Source organism: Lacisediminihabitans sp. (assembly GCF_036569425.1).
In the GTDB taxonomy this organism is placed as follows: domain Bacteria; phylum Actinomycetota; class Actinomycetes; order Actinomycetales; family Microbacteriaceae; genus Lacisediminihabitans.
Genome location: NZ_DATCQQ010000058.1, coordinates 81,309 through 100,322, shown reverse-complemented (window position 1 = coordinate 100,322; position 19,014 = coordinate 81,309). Strand labels below are relative to the sequence as shown.

The following is a 19,014-nucleotide window of genomic DNA, read 5'->3' as shown; positions in this document are numbered from 1 at the left end:
TTGCTTTCTCCCTGTTCGAGGCCGTCTCCGTGCGCGACTGGTCATGAGATCGCCAGTCGTCGGGTGATTCCGTGTGGCCGGCCCGCGAGGAGCCAGCTCCCGGCGGCGATCACGATCGGCAGGGCGAGTCCGGCGAGAACAATCTGCGTCCACGGCGGGTCGAATGTAAGAGGTCCGCCGGGCAGCCCCATTGCGAGGGAGGGCAGGATGCCGAGGGCGGCGCCGAGCACGGACCCCAGCGAGCAGATAACGAGTGCTTGCCAGAAGGCGAAGCCGCGTCGGGTGGAGTTGGGCGCGCCGACGGAGGCGAGGGTGGCGTCATCGGCGCGGCCGTCGAATCGTGCCAGCCCGATCGCTATTGCGGCGGCGGCGATAGCCATGAGTCCGGTCAACGCGAGGAGCCCCCAGGCGACCACTTCCGCGACGGGTGCTGGCCCGTTTTCGATCGTGACGCTGTCCCCGGAGGGCACTCCGGTCACGATCGCGGTCGCTTGGCGGGCGGCGTCGAGTTGCGAGTCGGTGGCCGGTGTGGCGAGCGAAGCGAGCACGATGGACGGCTCGGCCTTGATCCCGAGCCTCGTAGCAGTTGCGGGAGAGATGAAGATTCCGAACGGGAGGGGATGGGGGGTCGATTCGAGGGTCGCGTCGACTGTCCTGCTTCGCTGCGGGATCCCTTTCCTCGTATACGAGTCGCCTGCATCGACTTGTTTCGCAGACCACCAGTCGATGGTGAGTGTTCCGTGCCTGACGTAGGCCTGGTGCAGGGACACGGCGCCGCCGTCCCGCAGTGCGGACTTTGACTGGTCTGACGGTGCGTGGCCGAGAACGAGGGCGAGGTCGGCGGTGGTGCCGACCCAGATGTGCCCGTAGTAGCCGGACGAAGTCGACGGGGTCTGATCCAAATTGCACCGGGGATCAGTCCTCAACGCCCGGGATTGAGCTGATGCGGAATTCTCATAGGAACTCGAATAGCTCGGCGAGCCGGGGTCGCTCGGGCAGAGATTCCCCGGTGGAACCACCAGGGTGGGGATCTCGGCGGTCGACGCGGTGCTCTGGTCGACATAGTCCGGCACGCTGGACAAGGTCCGTGCATTCTTCACATCGAGTGAGGAGCGGAGCACTTCGACCAAGCGGGTGGCGTCGCTAAGGTGAGCGGTCTTCTGGGTGCTCGGGTCGTAGTAGACGGCTGGCGATTTCACCTGCCCCTGTAACGACGCCCACTGGTAGTAGGCGGTCTGAGCGGCCTGGGCGGAGGAGACCATGTTCATCGCGAAGACCGCGACGAATACGGTAGTGAGGATGGCGCCGAACGCGGGCACGGCACGGCCGGGGTTCCGGGCGGCGTCGCGGGTGGCGAGTCGAGCGCTGAGTCCGGCGTGGCTGGCGGCTCGGGCAATGAGGCGGAGGATGATCGGCCCGCACAGGGCGAGCCCGATCTGGGCCAGCAGCGGGCCGACGATGATGAGCGTGATCCCGATCGCCCCGCCCCGACCCTGCGTGGTGTGGCCGGCGGCCAACACGGCGACGAGGGCGATTCCGCCGGCGAGTGTGCAGAGCATTCCCAGCGCGAGAACGATTGCTCCAGCCAAGGGTCTGCGCCGGCCGGCCGCGGGCGGGCGTCGTGCTCCGCGGAGGGCGCCGACGACATCCAGCTTGGACCAGGCGGCCGCGGCCGTGAGGGATGAGACCCACCCGATCACCGTGGCGAAGATCACCACTGCCGCAAGCACGGCCCAGTCGAGGTGGAACCCGGGGTATTGGGTGCTGCTGCCATCGTTCGTGATCGCCATGAAGCCGGCTGCTCCGCCGACCCCGAGCAGCGTTCCGACGACACCGCCGATGAACCCGAGAACCACACCGGTGGAGGACAGGACCGCAAAGAGAGTGGACCGGTTCGCTCCGACGCTCGCCACGATCGCGAGGGTTCGTTGTTGCTGCCGGGCATTCACCGCGAAGGCCGCGCCCGCCAGCAGCACGATCTCAAACGCGGCGAAGGCCGTGAGGATCGCCCCCGTGAAAAGGATGCTCTGAAGCGTGGACGCGTTGGAGTCCGGGACTCCCTCGCCCGGTGGGGGCGGGTTCACGCTCACCGCGCGCGACATCACGGTGATTCCGTGCGAGTTCAGTTGTTGAACCTGCGCCCAGCTCAGCGCGTGGTCGGGGAGGTAGTAGTCGGTCGCGACGACGCGGGCGGCTGAGTCCGCATGGGAAAAGGCTTCCGGTTTGCCGAAGAGGATCGCCCGGGAGGAGGGCAGCTTCCGGTCTTCGAGGACTCCGACCACAGTCACTTCGCGGGTCAACGGTGCTCGAAGCTGCACCGTGCCGCCGAGCGACACGCCCAGACGTTCTAGCCCCGCCTTGGAGGCCACGATCTCGTCGTTCGTTCGGGGACTTCGGCCCCGCGTGAGATCGAAATGGCCGGCGAGTGAGCGATCCCACATGGTCCCTTCGAACGTGGTGAGGCTGGCCACCCCATCCGCAGTCGTGACGGTCGCGTTCGCGGAGTAGGAGGTGATCACCCGCACACCTGCCGGCAGGAAGACATTCGGAGCGACGAATGAGTTCGTCGTCAGGTACTCCTTGTTGTTGGCCTGCCGCCAGACGTCCGCGTTGAGCGGGTTCTGGCGGATCGGCACGTTCGGTGGAGACACCGCCCGCAGCACCGCCTGGCTCGTGCCGAGCTGGCTCGCGAGCCGCTCTCCGGTGGTCGCTTGCATGCTCGACCCCACGACAACGACCGCAGACATTGCCGCGATGGGCACGGCGATGAGTAGCACGATGAGCGCGCTCCGACCCACCGACCGGATGCTTGACCGCCGCGCAATGGTGAACGCGATTCGCTGTCTGGCACCCCACCCGCGGCGCGAGGCGCGACTCATGGGCGCGGGGTTCCGACGACGAGAGACTCGACGTTGCGATTCGCGTTCTCGTCGACAATCCGCCCGTCTCGCATGAAGACGATCCGGTCCGCCCAGGCGGCATGCCGGGCGTCGTGAGTGACCAGGATGCCTCCGGCCCCGGCATCCACCCGGCGCCGCAGCATGCGCAAAACGACTTCCCCGGTCGTGCTGTCCAGCGCGCCCGTCGGCTCGTCGGCCAGGATGATCCGGCGCGACCCGACCACAGCTCGGGCGATCGCGACGCGTTGTTGCTGCCCGCCGGAGAGGTCATCGGGAAAGTGGTCGGCCCGATCGGTCAGTTCCACGGTGCGGAGCGCATCCAGCGCGGCGGATCGCGCCTTGCGCCGCTTCCAGCCGTCCAACTCGAGAGGGAGCGCGACGTTCTCCAGCGCGGTGAGGGCCGGGATCAGGTTGAAGTCCTGGAAGACGAAGCCGAGCGTACGGCGGCGCAGGGCAGCAACATCGTTCGATGACATCGTCGACAACCAGGATCCTTCGACGATCACCTCGCCGCTGGTGGGCGTCGTGAGCCCTCCCGCAATCGTGAGGAGGGTCGACTTGCCGGAGCCGGATGCCCCCATCACCGCGACGAGTTCGCCCTCGGCCACGCTCAGGTCGATCCCGCTCAGTGCCGTGACCGCCGTTTCGCCGCGCCCGTACTGCTGCGACACGCCATCGAGGCGGAGCAGCGCGTCGCCGCTCACTTGCCGAGGCCCTCGGCACGCGCGGTGACCGGTCGGCCGCGCTTGGGTAGCTCCGTGCTGAGCGGCACCGCCGAGACCAGGCCGGCCGCCGCGGCGCGTGCCAGACGGGTCTCGGAGTGATCCAGCCACCGCACCTCCGCCTCGGTCTGGAAGATCATCGAGTCGACCACCAGCAGCCAGGCCATCTCTTCGGCCGTGTCCGGGTCGTCGGTCGCATTCTTCGTCTTCGTGAGGTCCTGCAGCGTGCGGAGGTTTGCTGCGCGTTGAATCTGGATCACCGAAGCGATGTCGACCCCGGGCAGGGTAGTCGCGATTGCCAACTTGATGGCCAGTTCATCGCGAGTCGCCGCGGCGCGCACCACTGGCGAACCCAGCCAGCTGGCCACCTCGGCGTGACCGGCAGCCGTGATGCGATAGGTGTGCTGCTCCTCACCCGCGATATCGCTGCGCTCGACCAGACCGTCGCGTTCGAGTCGCTCCAGGGTGTTGTAGACCTGTCCGACATTCAACGGCCAGGTGGCCCCGGTCCGACGATCGAACTCGCCCTTCAGCTGATAGCCGTAGCACGGACCCTGATCAAGGATGGCGAGCAAACTCTGACGAACGGACACATCGACCCCCGGTAATAAGTGTTTCCGAGTATATACATACTTGGTAACATTTTCGGGAGAACTTGCCGCCTGTTGCCGACGACTGCCCGATCGTCAACACCTCAACGTCGCCAGGGGAACGAGACCCCAACCGCCTTTACGCGCGCGGGCCGATCGGAGTCGAGCGCGCCGAAATCCCGAGCAGGTGCCGCACGCGGGCCTCGTCCGCCGTCATCTGCAGGACCAGGTCGTCGACGCTCGCGAACTTCTCCATGCCGCGGATGTACTCGACGAACGCGATCTCCACCGTCTTGCCGTAGAGGTCGAGGTCTTCGTCGAGAAGGTGCGCCTCGATCTGCTTGTCCGGCACCCCGACGAACGTTGGGTTGTTGCCGATGGACACGGCGGCCGGCATGGTGCGGCCGTCCACGGTCGCATAGGCGGCGTAGACCCCGTCCGCCGGCACGAACCCCTCCACCGACCGTGCCAGGTTCGCGGTGGGGTAACCGAGCTCACGACCGCGCCGCTCCCCCGGCACCACGATGCCGCGCACGGTGGGCCGGCGCTCGAGCAGGGTGGCGGCTTCACCGACCCGACCCTCGGCGAGCAGGTCGCGGATCCAGGTGGAGGAGATCACCCGATCGCCGAACGGACGCACCGCATCGATCGTGCGCACCTCGAATCCGTGGGTGCGTCCGAGTCGTTCGAGCAGCTCGACCGTGCCGAGTCCCCGGTGGCCGAACCTGAAGTCCGGGCCCACGAAGACGAGCTTGGCGTGCAGGGCACTCACGAGCACGTCCCGCGCGAAGTCCTCGGGCTCCTTGAGGCTGAAGGCCTCGGTGAACTCGATCATCACGACCGCGTCGACGCCCGTCGTTTCCAGCACCGCGCGCTTCTGGTCATTGCTCGTGAGGCTCTCTGGGCACTTGTCCGGGCGCAGGAGGGCGAGCGGATGCCGGTCGAAGGTGAGCACCGTCGACACGAGACCGGCCGCCGCCGCCTCCTGTCGCAGGCGGGCGATCACGCTGCGATGACCGGCGTGCACGCCGTCGAATTTTCCGATGGTGACGGCCGATGGGCCGAAGTCGGCCGGCACCTCGGCGAGCGAGGAGTAGAACTTCATGCGGGCACATCCGAGGCGACGACATCGGGCGGGGCGGGACGCCGGGAGCGCAGGTAGAGCAACCCGAGCACCGGAAGCACCAGCGGGATCAGCAGGTAGCCGAGCCCGTACGCCGACCAGACGGTGGAGTCCCGGCCGAATGGGTTGACGCTGGTGAGCCCGAGCGCGGCCGGGCTCACGACGCTCACGGTGCCGATCACGAGCACGCCGAGCAGCTCGAAGCCGATAGTGATCCACGCGACGCGATACCAGACCGGCCCGGGCATGATGAGGGCGACCGTCGCGACGATGTAGACCAGCGCGGAGAGCGCAGAGAGCGAGAAGGCCAGAGGGGCCTCGGAGAAGCGGTCGATGATCTGGAACACGGATCGACCGGTCGCCGCGAGAGCGAGGATCCCGTAGACGAGAACGAGCACGCGTCCGACGCCGACGGCGCGGGGGGAAGAGTTGGCAGCCATCACGTCAAGATTAGGCCACCTGAACGGCCCAGATTTGATACATCCGATAGACCATGACCGCGACGGCGAGACACGCGACGCCGAGGATGACCGTGCTCCAGCGATTTCGCTCCACGAGCGCCCAGAATCCGGCGAGCGGCACGAGGATGATCGCCGAGACGAGATAGAGGTAGAACTCGAGCAGGCTGCCGGTCGGCGGGTTTCCGACCGCCTGCGCGACGATCGCGACGACGAGCTGGGCCACGAGAAGCAGTTCCACCACGAGGGCCGCGCCCATCGACCAGTCGTTGGGGGCGCGTCCGGCGAAGCCGAGGGCGAGGCAGAGCAGCCCGGCGAGCACCGCAACGTCCACCTGCAGCCAGGTGAACCACTCGATCACGCGGTCACCCCGTCGGTGGGAAAGTTCACGAGCGGCTTGGCGGTGTGGCCGTCGAACCGGATGAGGCCCACGAGGCGACCGTCCGGGGCGATCGCCGCGACCGGGCCCGCACCGCCCGACCAGCCGTCGTCGACGAGCCGCTTGCCGTGTCCGAGGTCGATCGCCTGCGATTCGGTCAGCGGATAGGTGTCGAAGAGCCGGGACGCGACGTCGGCGGGGCCGAGCAGCGCGGTCGCGACATCCATCGTCTCGAGGTCCGCGGCATCCGCCACCGAGAACGGGCCGATCCTCGTGCGGCGCAGCGCCGTGAGATGACCGCCCACCCCGAGGGCGGCCCCGAGGTCGCGGGCGATCGCGCGGATGTAGGTGCCGGACGAGCATTCGACGCGCACGTCGACGTCGAGGTAGTCGCCGGCGGTGCGGGAGTCGAGCACCTCGAGGGCGGAGACGGTGACGGTGCGGGCGGCGAGCTCGACGGCCTCCCCCGCCCGGGCGAGCGTGTACGCGCGCTTGCCATCGACCTTGATCGCGCTCACACTGCTCGGCACCTGGCTGATCTCGCCGGTGAGGGGTTCGAGCGCCGCGGCGATCGCCGCCGCGTCGATGGCGGCCACGGCGCCGGGCGGGGCGGTGGCCGTGACCTCCCCCTCCGCATCGTCGGTGGAGGTCGCTGCCCCGAGCCGGATGGTCGCGAAGTACTCCTTGTCGAGGCCGACCAGGTAGGTGAGCAGCCGGGTCGAGCTGTTGATGCCGAGCACGAGCAGGCCGGTGGCCATCGGGTCGAGGGTGCCGGCGTGCCCGACCTTGCGGGTGCCGGCGCGTTTGCGGGTGCGCGAGACGGCGTCGTGGCTCGTGATCCCCTGCGGCTTGTCGACGAGCAGGATGCCGCTGCGCCCGGCCGCGCTCACGCGTCGGTCCCCGCGCGCTCGGCGGCCTCGCTGCGCTCCGTCTCCGCGAGCTCGAGCATGATGTCGATCTTCTCCGGGAAGGCGTGGGTGAGCAGCTCGTGCACGTCGGGGTCCCGGTCGAAGTCGTCGGTCATCCGCAGTCCGATCATGGTGTTGATGAGCATGCCAGCGGCGAGAAACTGCTGGGACTCGTCCGGGCTGAAGCCGGCTTCGTGACGTAGAAAACGGTACACGACGATGAATCCCTCGCGGGCCGCCGCCCCGATCTCCGGGTCGCGGCCGAGCACGAAACCGTGCATGAGCGAGAGGAGCAGCCCCCGGTCGGCCGCGAGGCCGACGTAGGCGAGGCCGATGCGCCGCTGCACCGGAACGCCGGATGAGGTGTCGGCGAGCGCGGCCCGGAACGCCGCGAGCAGACGGTCGAGCGCGCGGTGCAGCACCGCGAGAAACAGCTTCTCCTTGGTGCCGAACAGGCGCACGACGTACGGCTGGCTCACGCCGGCCGCCCTGGCAACCTGCGCCGTCGTCGTGCCGTCGTATCCGTGGTCGCCGAACACCGTCGTCGCCGCCTGGAGGATGAGTTCTCGCCGGTCTTCCGCGCGCATCCTGGTCCCGTCGCTCATGCTTGACAGGTTATCAGGCGATGCCTTATCGTCGAATTAAGTAATCAAGCGATAACTACGTGAGGGATCATGACCACTCTCGAAGCCCCGGTCCAGACCGGCGCGAACATCCGCCGACGCGTTCCCGTCTGGCTGGCGATCATCGCCGCCTCCCTGCCCATGTTCATGGCGACCCTCGACAACCTCGTCATGACGAGCGCGCTCCCCGTGATCCGCACGAGCCTCGACGCGGGCATCACCGAGCTGCAATGGTTCGTCAACGCCTACACACTGAGCTTCGCCACGTTCATGCTCATGGCCGTGGCCCTCGGCGACCGCTACGGTCGGCGCACCGTGTTCGTGATCGGCATCGCCCTCTTCACCGCGAGTTCCGCCCTGTCGGCGCTGAGCACCGAGCCCTGGATGCTCATCGTCACGCGCGCCGTCCAGGGGGTCGGGGCCGCCGCCCTCATGCCGCTCTCCCTCACCCTCCTCGTCGGCTCGGTGAGCGCCAGGCTGCGGCCGCTCGCGATCGGCATCTGGGGCGGGATCTCCGGCCTCGGCGTCGCCCTCGGGCCGCTCATCGGCGGCGCGATCGTCGAGGGCTGGAACTGGCAGGCCATCTTCTGGATCAACGTTCCCGTCGGCATCGCCTGTGTGCCGCTCGTGCTGCTCGCCCTGCCGAACAGTTTCGGTGCCAGGCTGCGGGCGGATGTCGTGGGTCTCGTTCTCGTCGGAGTGGGCGTGCTCGGACTCGTCTACGGCATCATCCGGGGCAACGACGCCGGCTGGGGCAGCCTCGAGGTGGTCGGCTCGCTCGCCGGCGGCGCCGTGCTCGTGCTCGCCTTCGTCGCCTGGGAGGCGCGCACGCCCAGCCCGCTGCTGCCGCTCCGGCTGTTCCGCGACCGTAGCTTCAGCGTCGCCAACATCGTGGGAATCGCCTTCAGTTTCGGCATCTTCGGCTCGATCTTCATCCTCATCCAGTTCCTGCAGATCGTGCAGGGCCACTCCCCGCTGCAGGCCGGGATCATGACCATGCCGTGGACCCTTGCCCCCATGGTGATCGCCCCGCTCGCCGGCCTCGTTGCGCCCCGAGTAGGCACCCGCACCCTCATCGTGGCCGGGCTGCTTCTGCAGTCCATCGCCATCTTCTGGCTCGGCGGCGTGATGACCGCCGACGTGCAGTACGCGGCCCTCCTCGGCCCGTTCCTCTTCGCCGGCGTGGGGATGGGGCTCGTCTTCGCCCCGTCGTCGACAGCGGTGCTCGCGAACATCGTCGACGCCGACCGAGCGAAGGCGAGCGGCACCAACTCCACGCTGCGCGAGATCGGCGTCGCCCTCGGCATCGCCGTGCTCACCGCCGTGTTCACGGGCGCCGGCGGGCAGCTCACCCCCACCGGCTACGTCGTCGCGGCGATCCCCGCCGTGACGGTCGGCGCGTTCGCCCTGCTCGGCTCCGCCCTCGTCGCGCTGCTTCTCCCCTCCGGCCGCGTGCTCGCCCCGCTGGCCGCCCCCGCGAAGTAAGCACGCCGCCGACGGGCACCCGCAACTAGGATTCCTAAGCATGGGGGATTCCTGAGCATGAGGGTTGCGGTCATCGGTGCGGGGGCCGTGGGAGGCACGATCGCGGCACTGCTCGATCGGGGGGGACACTCGGTCGACGTCACCGCCCGTGGCGAACACCTCGCGGCGATCGCGGCGAACGGCCTGCGGCTCAGCGGCGCCTGGGGCGAACACACCGCGCGCGTTCACGCCTCCTCCGTGCTCACCAGGAGCCCCGACCTCGCCATTGTCACGGCGAAGGCGCACGACGCGGAGTCCGCGCTCCGGGCGAACGCGGCAATGATTGTCGGCATCCCCGTCGTCGTCGTGCAGAACGGTCTTCGCTCGGTCATCGTCGCCAAGCGCGCGGCCCCGCGATCCGACATCGTCGGTGGTCTCGCGCTCTTTGCCGCCTCCCTTCTCTCCCCCGGCCAGGTGAAGGTCACGACGGCGGGCAGCACCTACCTCGGTGGCGACCTGCTGCCCACCCTGTACGCGTCCCGGGTGCTCGGCGAGGTCATGCCGGTCACGTCCACCGGCAACTTCGAGGGCGCGCAGTGGACCAAGCTCATCGTCAACCAGGTCAACGCGCTGCCCGCCATCACCGGGCTGAGCGCGCAGGAGGTCATCGCCGATCGCGCACTGCGGGCGGTCATGACCGAGAGCATGCGCGAGGCGGTTCGGGTGGGCATCGCCAGGGGCGTCGAGTTCGAGAAGCTCCAGGGCCTCTCCGACCGGATGCTGCACCTGCTCGTGCGGCTGCCGGCTTCCGTCGGCCAGGCGCTCCCCCTGCTGATGCGGGCCAGGATGGGCCGCACGCCCAACCCCGGGTCGACGCTGCAGAGCATCCGCCGCCACCAGCCGACCGAGATCGACTACCTCAACGGCGCGGTCGTGGAGGCGGGCACCGAGGTCGACGTCGCCACCCCGGTCAACGGCCTCCTGGTGCACATGGTGCATGAGGTGGAGCGCACGGGAGAGTTCATCGCCCCCGCCGAGGTGGCCGCGAGAATCGACCGGCCAGCGGTCATCGGGTAATTGCGGTCAGCAGGCGTCGGCGAAGACCCGGCGCGGGTGCTCGACGTCCCGGTTGTCGATGATGGCGATGGCGGCGGACCGGGGCTTCGCCTCGGCGAGGTAGAGCGCATCGGCGCCCTGCTCGGCGTCGGCCTGCTCGGTGTTGTCGTGCGCAGTGTTGTCGTGCGCAGTGTTGTCCTGCTCGGTGTTGTCCATTTCCGGCGGCGGCACCTCGAGCCAGACCGAATAGTTCCACAGCCCGGCGAGGTCGCGACGGTTGAGGAACACCCCCTCCACGATGAGGATCGCGTCCTTGCCCGCCGTCATCCACTTCGGCTGCAGTTGGGCGTCCCGCTTCTCGTCGTACGCCGCAAGCACGAAACCCGTGCTGCCGGAGGCCCGGAACGGGTCGATCAGCACGCGCTGGAGCACCGAATAGTCGAAGGCGTCGCCGTAGAACGACTCGGCCGTCTCGGCACGCTGACTCTCGCGACGAGCGTGCGTCTTGCGGAAGTCCCGAATGGAGGCAACGAACACCTTGTGTCCGGCGCCGCGCATCGCGTCGGCCAGTGCCGCGGCGAACGCCGCCGTGCCGGCGGCGGACGACCCGTCGATGGCGACGATCGCCCGACCAGAGCCGTAGTTGTGCAGGATCTCGCCGGCGAGCGCCTCGAGCTGGTCTTTCTTCTCTGCTGCCCATCTGGCCATGCCGTAAGCCTACGCCGGGCGTAGGCGTCAATTTCGGAATCTAGAGTGGGACGGTGAGCATCGTGCCGGCCGTGAACGCGTGGTTCAGAGCGAACGGGCGCGACCTGCCATGGCGCCGACCGGGCTTCACCGCGTGGGGCACCATGGTGAGCGAGTTCATGCTGCAGCAGACGCCCGTCGTGCGCGTGATCCCGCGACTCGAGGCCTGGCTCGCCCGGTGGCCGACACCGGCCGATCTCGCGGCGATGCCGAGCGGGGAGGCGGTGCGCGCGTGGGATCGGCTCGGCTACCCGCGCCGTGCCCTCAACCTGCACGCGGCGGCCGTGGCCATCACTGAGCGGCACGGCGGGGTCGTGCCGCACGACGTCGGTGAGCTCCTCGCCCTGCCCGGCGTCGGCGACTACACCGCGCGGGCGATCGCGGTCTTCGCGTACGGCCATCGGCATCCCGTCGTCGACACGAACGTGCGCCGGGTGATCGCCCGCGCCGTCGACGCCCAGGCCGAGCCGGCGCCGCCCTCGTCACGACGCGACCTGGCGGCGATGGAGGCGATCCTCCCCGACGACGTCGGGGAGTCGACGGTCGCGAACGCCGCGATCATGGAGCTCGGCGCGGTCGTCTGCACCGCGCGGGCGCCCCGCTGCGAGGAGTGCCCGATCCGGGATCGGTGCGCGTGGCGGGTCGCCGGCTACCCGGAATACCTGGGCGCGCGCCAGCCGGTGCAGAAGAAGTTCGAGGGCTCCGACCGGCAGGTGCGCGGCCTCATCCTGCGCGAGCTTCGTGCCTCGGATGTGCCGGTGAGCCGGGCGGAACTCGACTCGGTGTGGCCCGATGCCGAGCAGCGGGAACGCGCGCTGCGCGGCCTGCTCTCCGACGGCCTCGTCACCGGCTCGGGTGCAGACGGCTACCAGCTCCCCGGCTGACCTTTCGGGATGTCGCCGCCAGGGCGGAGACTGGAGGCGTGCCGGAACTGCCCGAAGTCCACGCCCTCGTCACCGACCTCGGCGCGCGCCTCACCGGCCGCACCGTCGACCGGCTCGACGTCCTCTCCTTCGCCGCGCTCAAGACGTTCGACCCGCCCGTGTCCGCCCTGGCCGGCCGGGTGATCGGCCCGCTGTCCCGCCACGGAAAGTTCCTCGACATCGCGATCGGCGACCTGCACCTCGTGCTGCACCTCGCCCGCGCCGGCTGGATCCGCTGGCGCGACGGCCCGCCCCGGCCCTCGAAGGGCCTCGGCACGGGGCCGATCGCCGCCCGGCTCGTGCTCGACGACGGGTCGGGCATCGACATCACCGAGGCCGGCACGAAGAAGAGCCTCGCCCTCTGGGTGGTGCGCGACCCGCTCGACGTGTCCGGCATCGCGCGGCTCGGCCCCGACCCGCTCGATCCTGCCTTCACCGAGGAGGTGTTCGCCGGTATCCTCGGCTCCGCCGGGCGCGCCCAGATCAAGGGCGTGCTTCGCAACCAGTCGATCATCGCCGGCATCGGCAATGCCTACTCCGACGAGATCCTGCACCTGGCCAAGATGTCGCCGTTCAAGCCGGCCGCGATGGCACCGGACGAGGTGTCCCGGCTGTACGCGGCCGTGCAGGATGAACTGCGCGGGGCGATCGCGCGGGCGGATGGTCTCGCCGCCTCGGAGCTCAAGAGGGAGAAGAGGTCGGGGATGCGCGTGCACGGCCGCACCGGCGAGGCGTGCCCCGTGTGCGGCGACACCGTGCGGCAGGTGATCTTCGCCGATTCGACGCTGCAGTACTGTCCAACCTGCCAGACCGGCGGCAGGCCGCTCGCCGACCGGGTGCTGAGCCGGCTGCTCAAGTAGCGTCGCAGACGTGCGGATCCCGCCCCCGCACGGCCGAGGCCGTGACGACGCCATCCACCACGAACGGGTCGCCGCTCATGAAACGCTCGCCGGCCCCGCGGGACCGGAAGACGCAGATCGCGCCCTCCGTCGGCCGATCGCCGAACGTGCCGATTATCCAGATCCCGCCGCCGATGGCGAACTGGTCGACGTATGCACGGTGCCGCGGGTACACCTCGCCCACCCGATCGAAGCCGCCGGGACTCGGGGCGTAGAAGCTCACCTACAACACGGGAACATCGTATTCCGCGAATCCCCGCCCGGCACCCGCGCCGAACGGCGCCGCCGGGCTTTAATCGACCGAGACGACGAAGGGCAACAATGACTGCACGAACGATAGTGATCACCGGGGCGAGCGACGGGATCGGCGCGGCGGCCGCACGGGCCCTGAAGGCACGCGGCGACACGGTGGTCGTCGTCGGGCGGTCCCCCGAGAAGACGCAGGCGATCGCGGCCGAGCTCGACGTCGACTGCTACGCGGCCGACTTCGCGGATCTCGGCCAGGTGCGGTCGCTCGCGGCCGAGCTGCTTGCGCGGTACCCCCGCATCGACGTGCTCGCCAACAACGCCGGCGGCATCATGGGCAAGCGGACGCTCACCGTCGACGGCCATGAGAAGACGTTCCAGGTGAACCACCTTGCGCCCTTCCTGCTCACGACCCTGCTGATGCAGCGCCTGGTGAACAGCTCGGCGAGCGTCATCAACACCTCGAGCGGCGCCAACCGCTATGGCCGGATCGACATCGACGACCTCGATCTGGCGAACAAGTACTCGCCCAACCGGGCATACGGCAACGGCAAGCTCGCCAACATCCTCTTCACCCGGGAACTCCATCGCCGCTACCACGGCGCCGGGATCGCGACTGCCGCCTTCCACCCGGGGGTCGTTGCCACGAGTTTCGCCTCCGGCTCGACCAGTTTCATGCGCCTCGGCTACACCGGCTTCTTCTCCCGCTTCATGCTCTCGCCCGAGCAGGGCGCAGACACCCTGGTCTGGCTCGCGACCGCGACGCCCGGCGCGGACTGGATCTCCGGCGAGTACTACGAGAAGCGGGCAATCCAGAAGGCGAACAAACAAGCCTACGACGACGAACTCGCCCGCGAGCTCTGGGAGCGCAGCGAGGCGGCGGTCGCGCCGTAGGCGCCCGGCCGTCCGCTCGGACAACGAATTGCCGCACGGTCGCCGACGGGTGCTGGCGGGCTAGCTAGTCCTCGTCGTCTTCCGCGTACTCGCGCGGCTTCACGTACGGGTCCTCGTCGCCGGCATACTGCGCGGTGCTCTTGAGGCTGCCGAGCTCGGCGTCGCGGCTGTGGGCCTCGGCGAGCAGCGCCTCGATGTGCTTGGCGTTCTCAGGGATGGCGTCGGCGATGAACTCGAGCGACGGGGTGAGCCGCGCCGTGATGTTCTTGCCGACCTCGCTTCGAAGCATGCCGGTGGCCGACTTCAGCGCGGCCGCGGAATCCGCTCGCTCCTCGTCGGTGCCGTAGACCGTGTAGAACACGGAGGCGTGCTGGAGGTCGCCGGTCACCTTTACGTCGGTGATCGTGACGAACCCCAGCCGCGGGTCCTTGAGGCCCCGCTCGAGTGTCTTGGCCACAATCACCTTGATGCGGTCCGCCATCTTGGCGGCGCGAGCCGGATCAGCCATATTCCTATTTCCCTTTTCCGTGCGTCACAGCTGGAGGCCACCGGAGGAGGCGACCAGGTAAAGAGGCTTGCGGAGCCTGCGAAGCTCCGCCTCTGTCCTGGTTGCCTCCTCCGGAGGCCGGTAACACGCTAGACGCGGACCTTTTCCTTGAGTTCGATCGTCTCGATCTCGTCGCCGATCTGGATGTCGTTGAACTTGCCGAGACCGATACCGGCCTCGAAGTCCGTGCGCACCTCGGTGACGTCATCCTTGAATCGACGCAGCGACTCGATGGCCAGGTTGTCGCCGACCACGACGCCGTCGCGGATGACTCGTGCCTTCGCGTTTCGGGTGATCGTGCCGGAGCGCACGATGACACCGGCCACGTTTCCGAACTTGGACGAGCGGAAGATTTCGCGGATCTCGGCGACGCCGGACTGCACCTCTTCGAACTCGGGCTTGAGCATTCCCTTGAGCGCGTTCTCCACGTCTTCGAGCGCGGCGTAGATCACCGAGTAGAAACGCACGTCGACACCCTCGCGAGCTGAACGCTCCCGAGCCTTGGTGTCCGGTCGCACGTTGAACCCGATGATGATCGCGTTGTCGATCGTCGCGAGGTTGACGTCGCTCTCGGTGATGGCACCCACACCGCGGTGGATGATGCGCAGCTGCACGCTGTCGTCCACCTCGATCTTGAGCAACGACTCCTCGAGCGCCTCGACGGCACCCGAAACGTCACCCTTGATGATGAGGTTGAGCGACTCGACTTTGCCGTCTTCGAGGGCCTTGGTGAAGTCCTCGAGGCTGATCCGCTTGCGGCTGCGGGCGAGCAGGGCGTTGCGCTCTGCGGCCTCGCGCTTCTCGGCGATCTGGCGCGCGGTACGGTCATCGTCGGTGACGAGGAACGTGTCACCGGCGCGGGGCACCGACGTCAGTCCGAGCACGGAGACGGGGCGCGCCGGGGTGGCGAACTGCACCGGCGTGCCGTTCTCGTCGAACATCGCACGAACACGTCCGTAGGCGGTTCCCGCCACGATCGCGTCGCCGACCTCGAGCGTTCCCGACTGGATGAGCACGGTCGCGACCGCGCCGCGTCCCTTGTCGAGCTTGGCCTCGATGGCCACGCCGCGCGCGTCCTTGTTGGGGTTCGCGCGCATGTCCAGTCCGGCATCCGCCGTCAGGAGCACTGCATCGAGAAGCTCGGGGATGCCGATCTTGTTGAGCGCCGAGACGTCGATGAACATCGTGTCCCCGCCGTACTCCTCGGCGACGAGACCGAACTCGGTGAGCTGCTGGCGCACCTTGGCCGGGTTTGCCCCGACCTTGTCGATCTTGTTCACCGCGACCACGATCGGCACGTTGGCCGCCTGGGCGTGGTTGAGAGCCTCGATCGTCTGCGGCATGATGCCGTCATCGGCCGCGACCACGAGGATCGCGATGTCGGTGACCTGCGCACCACGGGCACGCATGGCGGTGAACGCCTCGTGGCCCGGTGTGTCGATGAAGGTGATGGCCCGTTCGACGCCCTCATGCTCGGCGACAACCTGGTACGCACCGATGTGCTGCGTGATGCCACCGGCCTCACCGGCGACGACGTTGGCGTTGCGGATCGCGTCGAGCAGTCGCGTCTTACCGTGGTCGACGTGACCCATGACGGTGACGACGGGCGGCCTCGCGACGAGGTCCTCATCGGTCTCGTCTTCAAGCTCCTGATCGAGGTCGAGGTCGAAGCCTGCGAGAAGCTCGCGGTCCTCATCCTCTGGTGAGACCATTTCGATCTTGAAGCCGAGCTCGTCGCCCAGGATGTCGAACGTCGCCTCGTCGAGCGACTCCGTCGCCGTGGCCATCTGGCCGAGGTGGAACAGCACGGTGACGAGGTTTCCGGGGCTCGTGTCGATCTTGTCGGCGAAGTCCGTGATGGACGCGCCGCGACGCAGGCGAACAACGGTCTTGCCATCGCCGCGGGGGACGCTGACGCCACCCAGCGACGGGGCTTCGCGCAGTTCGAATTCTGCCCTCTTCGTGCGCTTCGACTTGCGGGCCTTGCTCTTGCCGCCTCCGCGGCCGAACGCGCCTGCCGTGCCGCCGCCGGGGCCGCGACCGCGACCTCCACCGCCGGCCGGACGATTGGGGCCGAAGTTGGATCCTGGCGCTCCGGCGGGCGCTCCGCCCGGACGGAAGCCGCCACCGGCGGCGCCTGGTCGGGCTCCGGCGCCACCGGGGCGCTGGAATCCACCACCGGCCGCGGCCGGCCGCTGACCGAATCCGCCTGGACGCTGGCCCTGGCCAGGTCCGCCGGGTCGCGGTGCGCCTGGACGCGGTGCGGCCGGGCGCGGGATGCCACTCGGGCTAGCCGCGGGGCGCGTGTTCATGCCCTGGGTGCTCGCGTACGGGTTGTTGCCGGGGCGCGGTGCGCCCGGGCGCTGCATGCCCTGCGTGCTCGCAAACGGGTTGTTGCCCGGTCGCGCGGTGCCGGGGCGCGGGATGTTCGACCCACCGGCGGCGGGTGCCGCCGGGGTCGACGGAGCGGGCGCGGCGGGAGTCGCGGCGGGCGCGGTCTCGGCGGCCGGCGCCGGAGTCGACGCGGCGGGTGCCGCAGGGGCTGATGCCGGTGCGGCGGGCGCCTCGGCCACTGGAGCCGGACGCGGAGCCGGGGCGGGCGCAGGAGCGGCCGCCTTTTCCGGCGCCTGGATACCATCGGCGGCGAGCGCAGCACGAAGCTTGCGGGCAACCGGTGGTTCGATGCTTGAGGAAGGCCCCTTGACGAATTCGCCCATTTCCTTGAGCTTCTCAAGGGCCTTCTTGCTGTCAATGCCGAGTTCTGCTGCGATCTCGTGCACGCGTGGTTTTGCCACTGTTCTCCTTGTCGGGCCAACTCCCGATGAGGAGAAGGCCTTAGTTACGGACGGGACTCATTTCGAGTCGCTCATTAGTTGTCGCTCATTAGTTGGTCACTTTGCCGTTCAGCCTGTTCTTCAAGGAACCGTGTGGTTCCGACTGGTGGGTGGTGCTGGTCTGTACCGCTTCGCTCAACTGCTGCATCGCGAGCACGCCGTCGACCCTTAGCGCTCGGCCAAAAGCCTTGCGAGTGATCGAGGTTCCGACGCAGTCAACGGTGGGATGCACCCAAGCGCCTCGACCTGGGAGTGTCGCTGAGAAATCCACGACAGCCTCACCGTCACGCGCAACAACCCTCAGAAGAGAGGATCGTTCGGCACGCTGACGACAGCCAAGACACGTTCTTACAGGTTTCATACTATCCCCTTCGTCAACCGGATGCCGTGCCGGCCTATTCCGTCGCGCGCCACCACCTGGGCCGACGCGTGCAGTCGGGGCCAACGTGTCAGCCCCGATTGCCCGTTGTGGCCCCGTCGCGTCCCGGCGAGGTGACGGAGGATCCCGACGCCCCTCGACGCTGACCCGCGCACGCTGACCCGCGCACGGATCGATATCCAGCGGTATCAGCTGTCCTCAAGAATCGAGTCGGGCTGGATATCGATCCGTGCGCCCGTCAGCTTGGCGGCGAGGCGGGCGTTCTGGCCCTCCTTGCCGATGGCGAGCGAGAGCTGGTAGTCCGGAACGAGCGCCCGAACCGCCTTCGTCGACGCGTCGATCACGTACGACGACGTCACCTTGGCCGGCGACAGCGCGTTCGCGACGAACGTCGCCAGGTCCTCGTTGTAGTCGACGATGTCGATCTTCTCGTTGTTCAGCTCGGCGGTGACGGCACGAACCCGCTGCCCCATCTCGCCGATGCAGGCACCCTTGGCGTTGACGCCGGGCTCGTTCGCCTTCACCGCGATCTTGGTGCGATGCCCGGCCTCGCGGGCCAGGGACACGATCTCCACCACGCCGCTCGCGATCTCCGGCACCTCGAGCGCGAAGAGCTTGCGAACGAGGGACGGATGCGTGCGCGAGACGGTGATCTGGGGTCCCTTGACGCCCTTGCTCACGCTCGTCACGTAAACGCGGATGCGGGAGCCGTGCGCATAGACCTCGCCCGGTACCTGCTCCTCCGGCGGCAGGATCGCCTCGACGGTGCCGAGGTCGACATGGATCATCCGCGGGTTGGGACCCTGCTGGATCACCCCGGCGACGATGTCGCCCTCGCGTCCCTTGAACTCGCCGAGCACCTTGTCGTCGCCGATGTCCCGAAGGCGCTGGTTGATCACCTGCTTCGCGGCGAACGCCCCGATCCGACCGAAATCGCTCGGCACATCCTCCGCCTCGCCGATGACTTCGCCCTCGTCGTTGAGCTCCGGAATGAAGATGCTCACGTGTCCGGACTTGCGGTCGAGGAGCACGCGCGCCTGCGGGTTGCCGTCCTTGGTTTCGACGGCTCCGGTGTGCTTGAGATAGGCCGTGAGAATCGCCTGCTCGATGATCATCACGAGTTCATCGAAGGGAATTTCGCGTTCGCGCTCCATGAGGCGTAAAACGCTCAGATCAATCTCCACCCGAGGGCCTCCACTATTCAACTAGTCCGTCGTGCACGAACCGCGCACACGACGTATCCCTCTAAGTTAGCAGCCCGCGGCGGAGGTATTCCCGGCCCCGCCCGCCTCCGGTGCGCCCGTCCCCGCCCGCCTCCGGTG

At 68.5% G+C, this 19,014-nt stretch carries 19 protein-coding genes; 5 read left to right on the top strand and 14 right to left on the bottom strand.

The genetic code is table 11. The features are described from left to right. Positions 1 to 41: 41 nt before the first annotated feature. The 8 genes from VIM54_RS09930 to VIM54_RS09895 form a co-directional block, all read right to left on the bottom strand. Positions 42 to 2,798 carry an ABC transporter permease gene (locus tag VIM54_RS09930; protein WP_331900959.1) on the bottom strand — a complete coding sequence of 919 codons (2,757 nt, stop codon included), beginning with the start codon at positions 2,796 to 2,798 and terminating at the stop codon, positions 42 to 44. A 77-nt stretch (positions 2,799 to 2,875) separates the two neighbouring features. After that, positions 2,876 to 3,604 carry an ABC transporter ATP-binding protein gene (locus VIM54_RS09925; protein WP_331900957.1) on the bottom strand — a complete coding sequence of 243 codons (729 nt, stop codon included), beginning with the start codon at positions 3,602 to 3,604 and terminating at the stop codon, positions 2,876 to 2,878. Continuing rightward, positions 3,601 to 4,215 (bottom strand): PadR family transcriptional regulator, encoded by a 615-nt coding sequence (locus VIM54_RS09920; protein WP_414673204.1) that lies wholly within the window; start codon positions 4,213 to 4,215, stop codon positions 3,601 to 3,603. The genes VIM54_RS09925 and VIM54_RS09920 overlap by 4 nt, the downstream gene beginning before the upstream one ends. 136 nt (positions 4,216 to 4,351) lie before the next feature. After that, entirely contained in the window at positions 4,352 to 5,317 is a 966-nt protein-coding gene (locus tag VIM54_RS09915; RefSeq protein ID WP_331900953.1) for a bifunctional riboflavin kinase/FAD synthetase, read from the bottom strand. Then, positions 5,314 to 5,775, bottom strand: a complete 462-nt coding sequence (locus VIM54_RS09910; protein ID WP_331900951.1) for a hypothetical protein — start codon at positions 5,773 to 5,775, stop codon at positions 5,314 to 5,316. The genes VIM54_RS09915 and VIM54_RS09910 overlap by 4 nt, the downstream gene beginning before the upstream one ends. 10 nt (positions 5,776 to 5,785) lie before the next feature. Continuing rightward, positions 5,786 to 6,154 carry a hypothetical protein gene (locus tag VIM54_RS09905; RefSeq protein WP_331900950.1) on the bottom strand — a complete coding sequence of 123 codons (369 nt, stop codon included), beginning with the start codon at positions 6,152 to 6,154 and terminating at the stop codon, positions 5,786 to 5,788. Then, positions 6,151 to 7,062, bottom strand: coding sequence for a tRNA pseudouridine(55) synthase TruB (gene truB, locus VIM54_RS09900; RefSeq protein ID WP_331900948.1), 912 nt, complete (start codon positions 7,060 to 7,062; stop codon positions 6,151 to 6,153). The genes VIM54_RS09905 and truB overlap by 4 nt, the downstream gene beginning before the upstream one ends. Then, a complete protein-coding gene (locus tag VIM54_RS09895; protein ID WP_331900946.1) occupies positions 7,059 to 7,685 on the bottom strand; it encodes a helix-turn-helix domain-containing protein in 627 nt (208 codons plus the stop codon). Before VIM54_RS09895 ends, truB begins: the two co-directional genes overlap by 4 nt. Before the next feature lie 69 nt (positions 7,686 to 7,754). Here VIM54_RS09895 and VIM54_RS09890 point away from each other — a divergent pair, with 69 nt between their 5' ends. Together VIM54_RS09890 and VIM54_RS09885 are read left to right on the top strand one after the other, a co-directional pair. Then, the gene (locus VIM54_RS09890; protein ID WP_331900944.1) at positions 7,755 to 9,188 is read left to right on the top strand and encodes an MFS transporter; all 1,434 of its coding nucleotides are present in this window, start codon (positions 7,755 to 7,757) and stop codon (positions 9,186 to 9,188) included. A 57-nt stretch (positions 9,189 to 9,245) separates the two neighbouring features. Beyond that, positions 9,246 to 10,244: a 2-dehydropantoate 2-reductase gene (locus VIM54_RS09885; protein WP_331900942.1), complete on the top strand. Its 999-nt coding sequence runs from the start codon at positions 9,246 to 9,248 to the stop codon at positions 10,242 to 10,244. Positions 10,245 to 10,250: 6 nt separating this feature from the next. Here VIM54_RS09885 and VIM54_RS09880 read toward each other — a convergent pair whose 3' ends face one another. Next, on the bottom strand, positions 10,251 to 10,931 hold the full coding sequence (locus VIM54_RS09880) for a uridine kinase (protein ID WP_331900941.1): 681 nt from the start codon (positions 10,929 to 10,931) through the stop codon (positions 10,251 to 10,253). 53 nt (positions 10,932 to 10,984) lie between these two features. Between VIM54_RS09880 and VIM54_RS09875 the strand changes: the two genes are divergently transcribed. Next, a complete protein-coding gene (locus VIM54_RS09875; RefSeq protein WP_331900939.1) occupies positions 10,985 to 11,854 on the top strand; it encodes an A/G-specific adenine glycosylase in 870 nt (289 codons plus the stop codon). Between the two features lie 38 nt (positions 11,855 to 11,892). Further along, positions 11,893 to 12,753 carry an Fpg/Nei family DNA glycosylase gene (locus tag VIM54_RS09870; RefSeq protein WP_331900937.1) on the top strand — a complete coding sequence of 287 codons (861 nt, stop codon included), beginning with the start codon at positions 11,893 to 11,895 and terminating at the stop codon, positions 12,751 to 12,753. Here VIM54_RS09870 and VIM54_RS09865 read toward each other — a convergent pair. Then, positions 12,746 to 13,015: a hypothetical protein gene (locus tag VIM54_RS09865; RefSeq protein WP_331900936.1), complete on the bottom strand. Its 270-nt coding sequence runs from the start codon at positions 13,013 to 13,015 to the stop codon at positions 12,746 to 12,748. The two genes, VIM54_RS09870 and VIM54_RS09865, sit on opposite strands and share 8 nt — an antisense overlap. Positions 13,016 to 13,113: 98 nt before the next feature. On the opposite strand from VIM54_RS09865, the gene VIM54_RS09860 reads away from it, so the two are divergent. Next, complete coding sequence (locus tag VIM54_RS09860; RefSeq protein WP_331900935.1) at positions 13,114 to 13,932, top strand: SDR family oxidoreductase; 819 nt, start codon at positions 13,114 to 13,116, stop codon at positions 13,930 to 13,932. 64 nt (positions 13,933 to 13,996) lie between these two features. On the opposite strand, the gene rbfA is transcribed toward VIM54_RS09860, so the two are convergent. The 4 genes from rbfA to nusA all read right to left on the bottom strand — a co-directional run bounded on the left by rbfA (position 13,997) and on the right by nusA (position 18,876). After that, entirely contained in the window at positions 13,997 to 14,440 is a 444-nt protein-coding gene (gene rbfA, locus VIM54_RS09855; protein WP_147784857.1) for a 30S ribosome-binding factor RbfA, read from the bottom strand. A 128-nt stretch (positions 14,441 to 14,568) separates the two neighbouring features. Further along, positions 14,569 to 17,274 carry a translation initiation factor IF-2 gene (gene infB / locus VIM54_RS09850; RefSeq protein WP_331900934.1) on the bottom strand — a complete coding sequence of 902 codons (2,706 nt, stop codon included), beginning with the start codon at positions 17,272 to 17,274 and terminating at the stop codon, positions 14,569 to 14,571. An 88-nt stretch (positions 17,275 to 17,362) separates the two neighbouring features. Further along, positions 17,363 to 17,674 (bottom strand): YlxR family protein, encoded by a 312-nt coding sequence (locus VIM54_RS09845; protein ID WP_331900932.1) that lies wholly within the window; start codon positions 17,672 to 17,674, stop codon positions 17,363 to 17,365. A 206-nt stretch (positions 17,675 to 17,880) separates the two neighbouring features. Then, positions 17,881 to 18,876, bottom strand: coding sequence for a transcription termination factor NusA (nusA, locus tag VIM54_RS09840; protein WP_331900930.1), 996 nt, complete (start codon positions 18,874 to 18,876; stop codon positions 17,881 to 17,883). Positions 18,877 to 19,014: the final 138 nt, after the last annotated feature.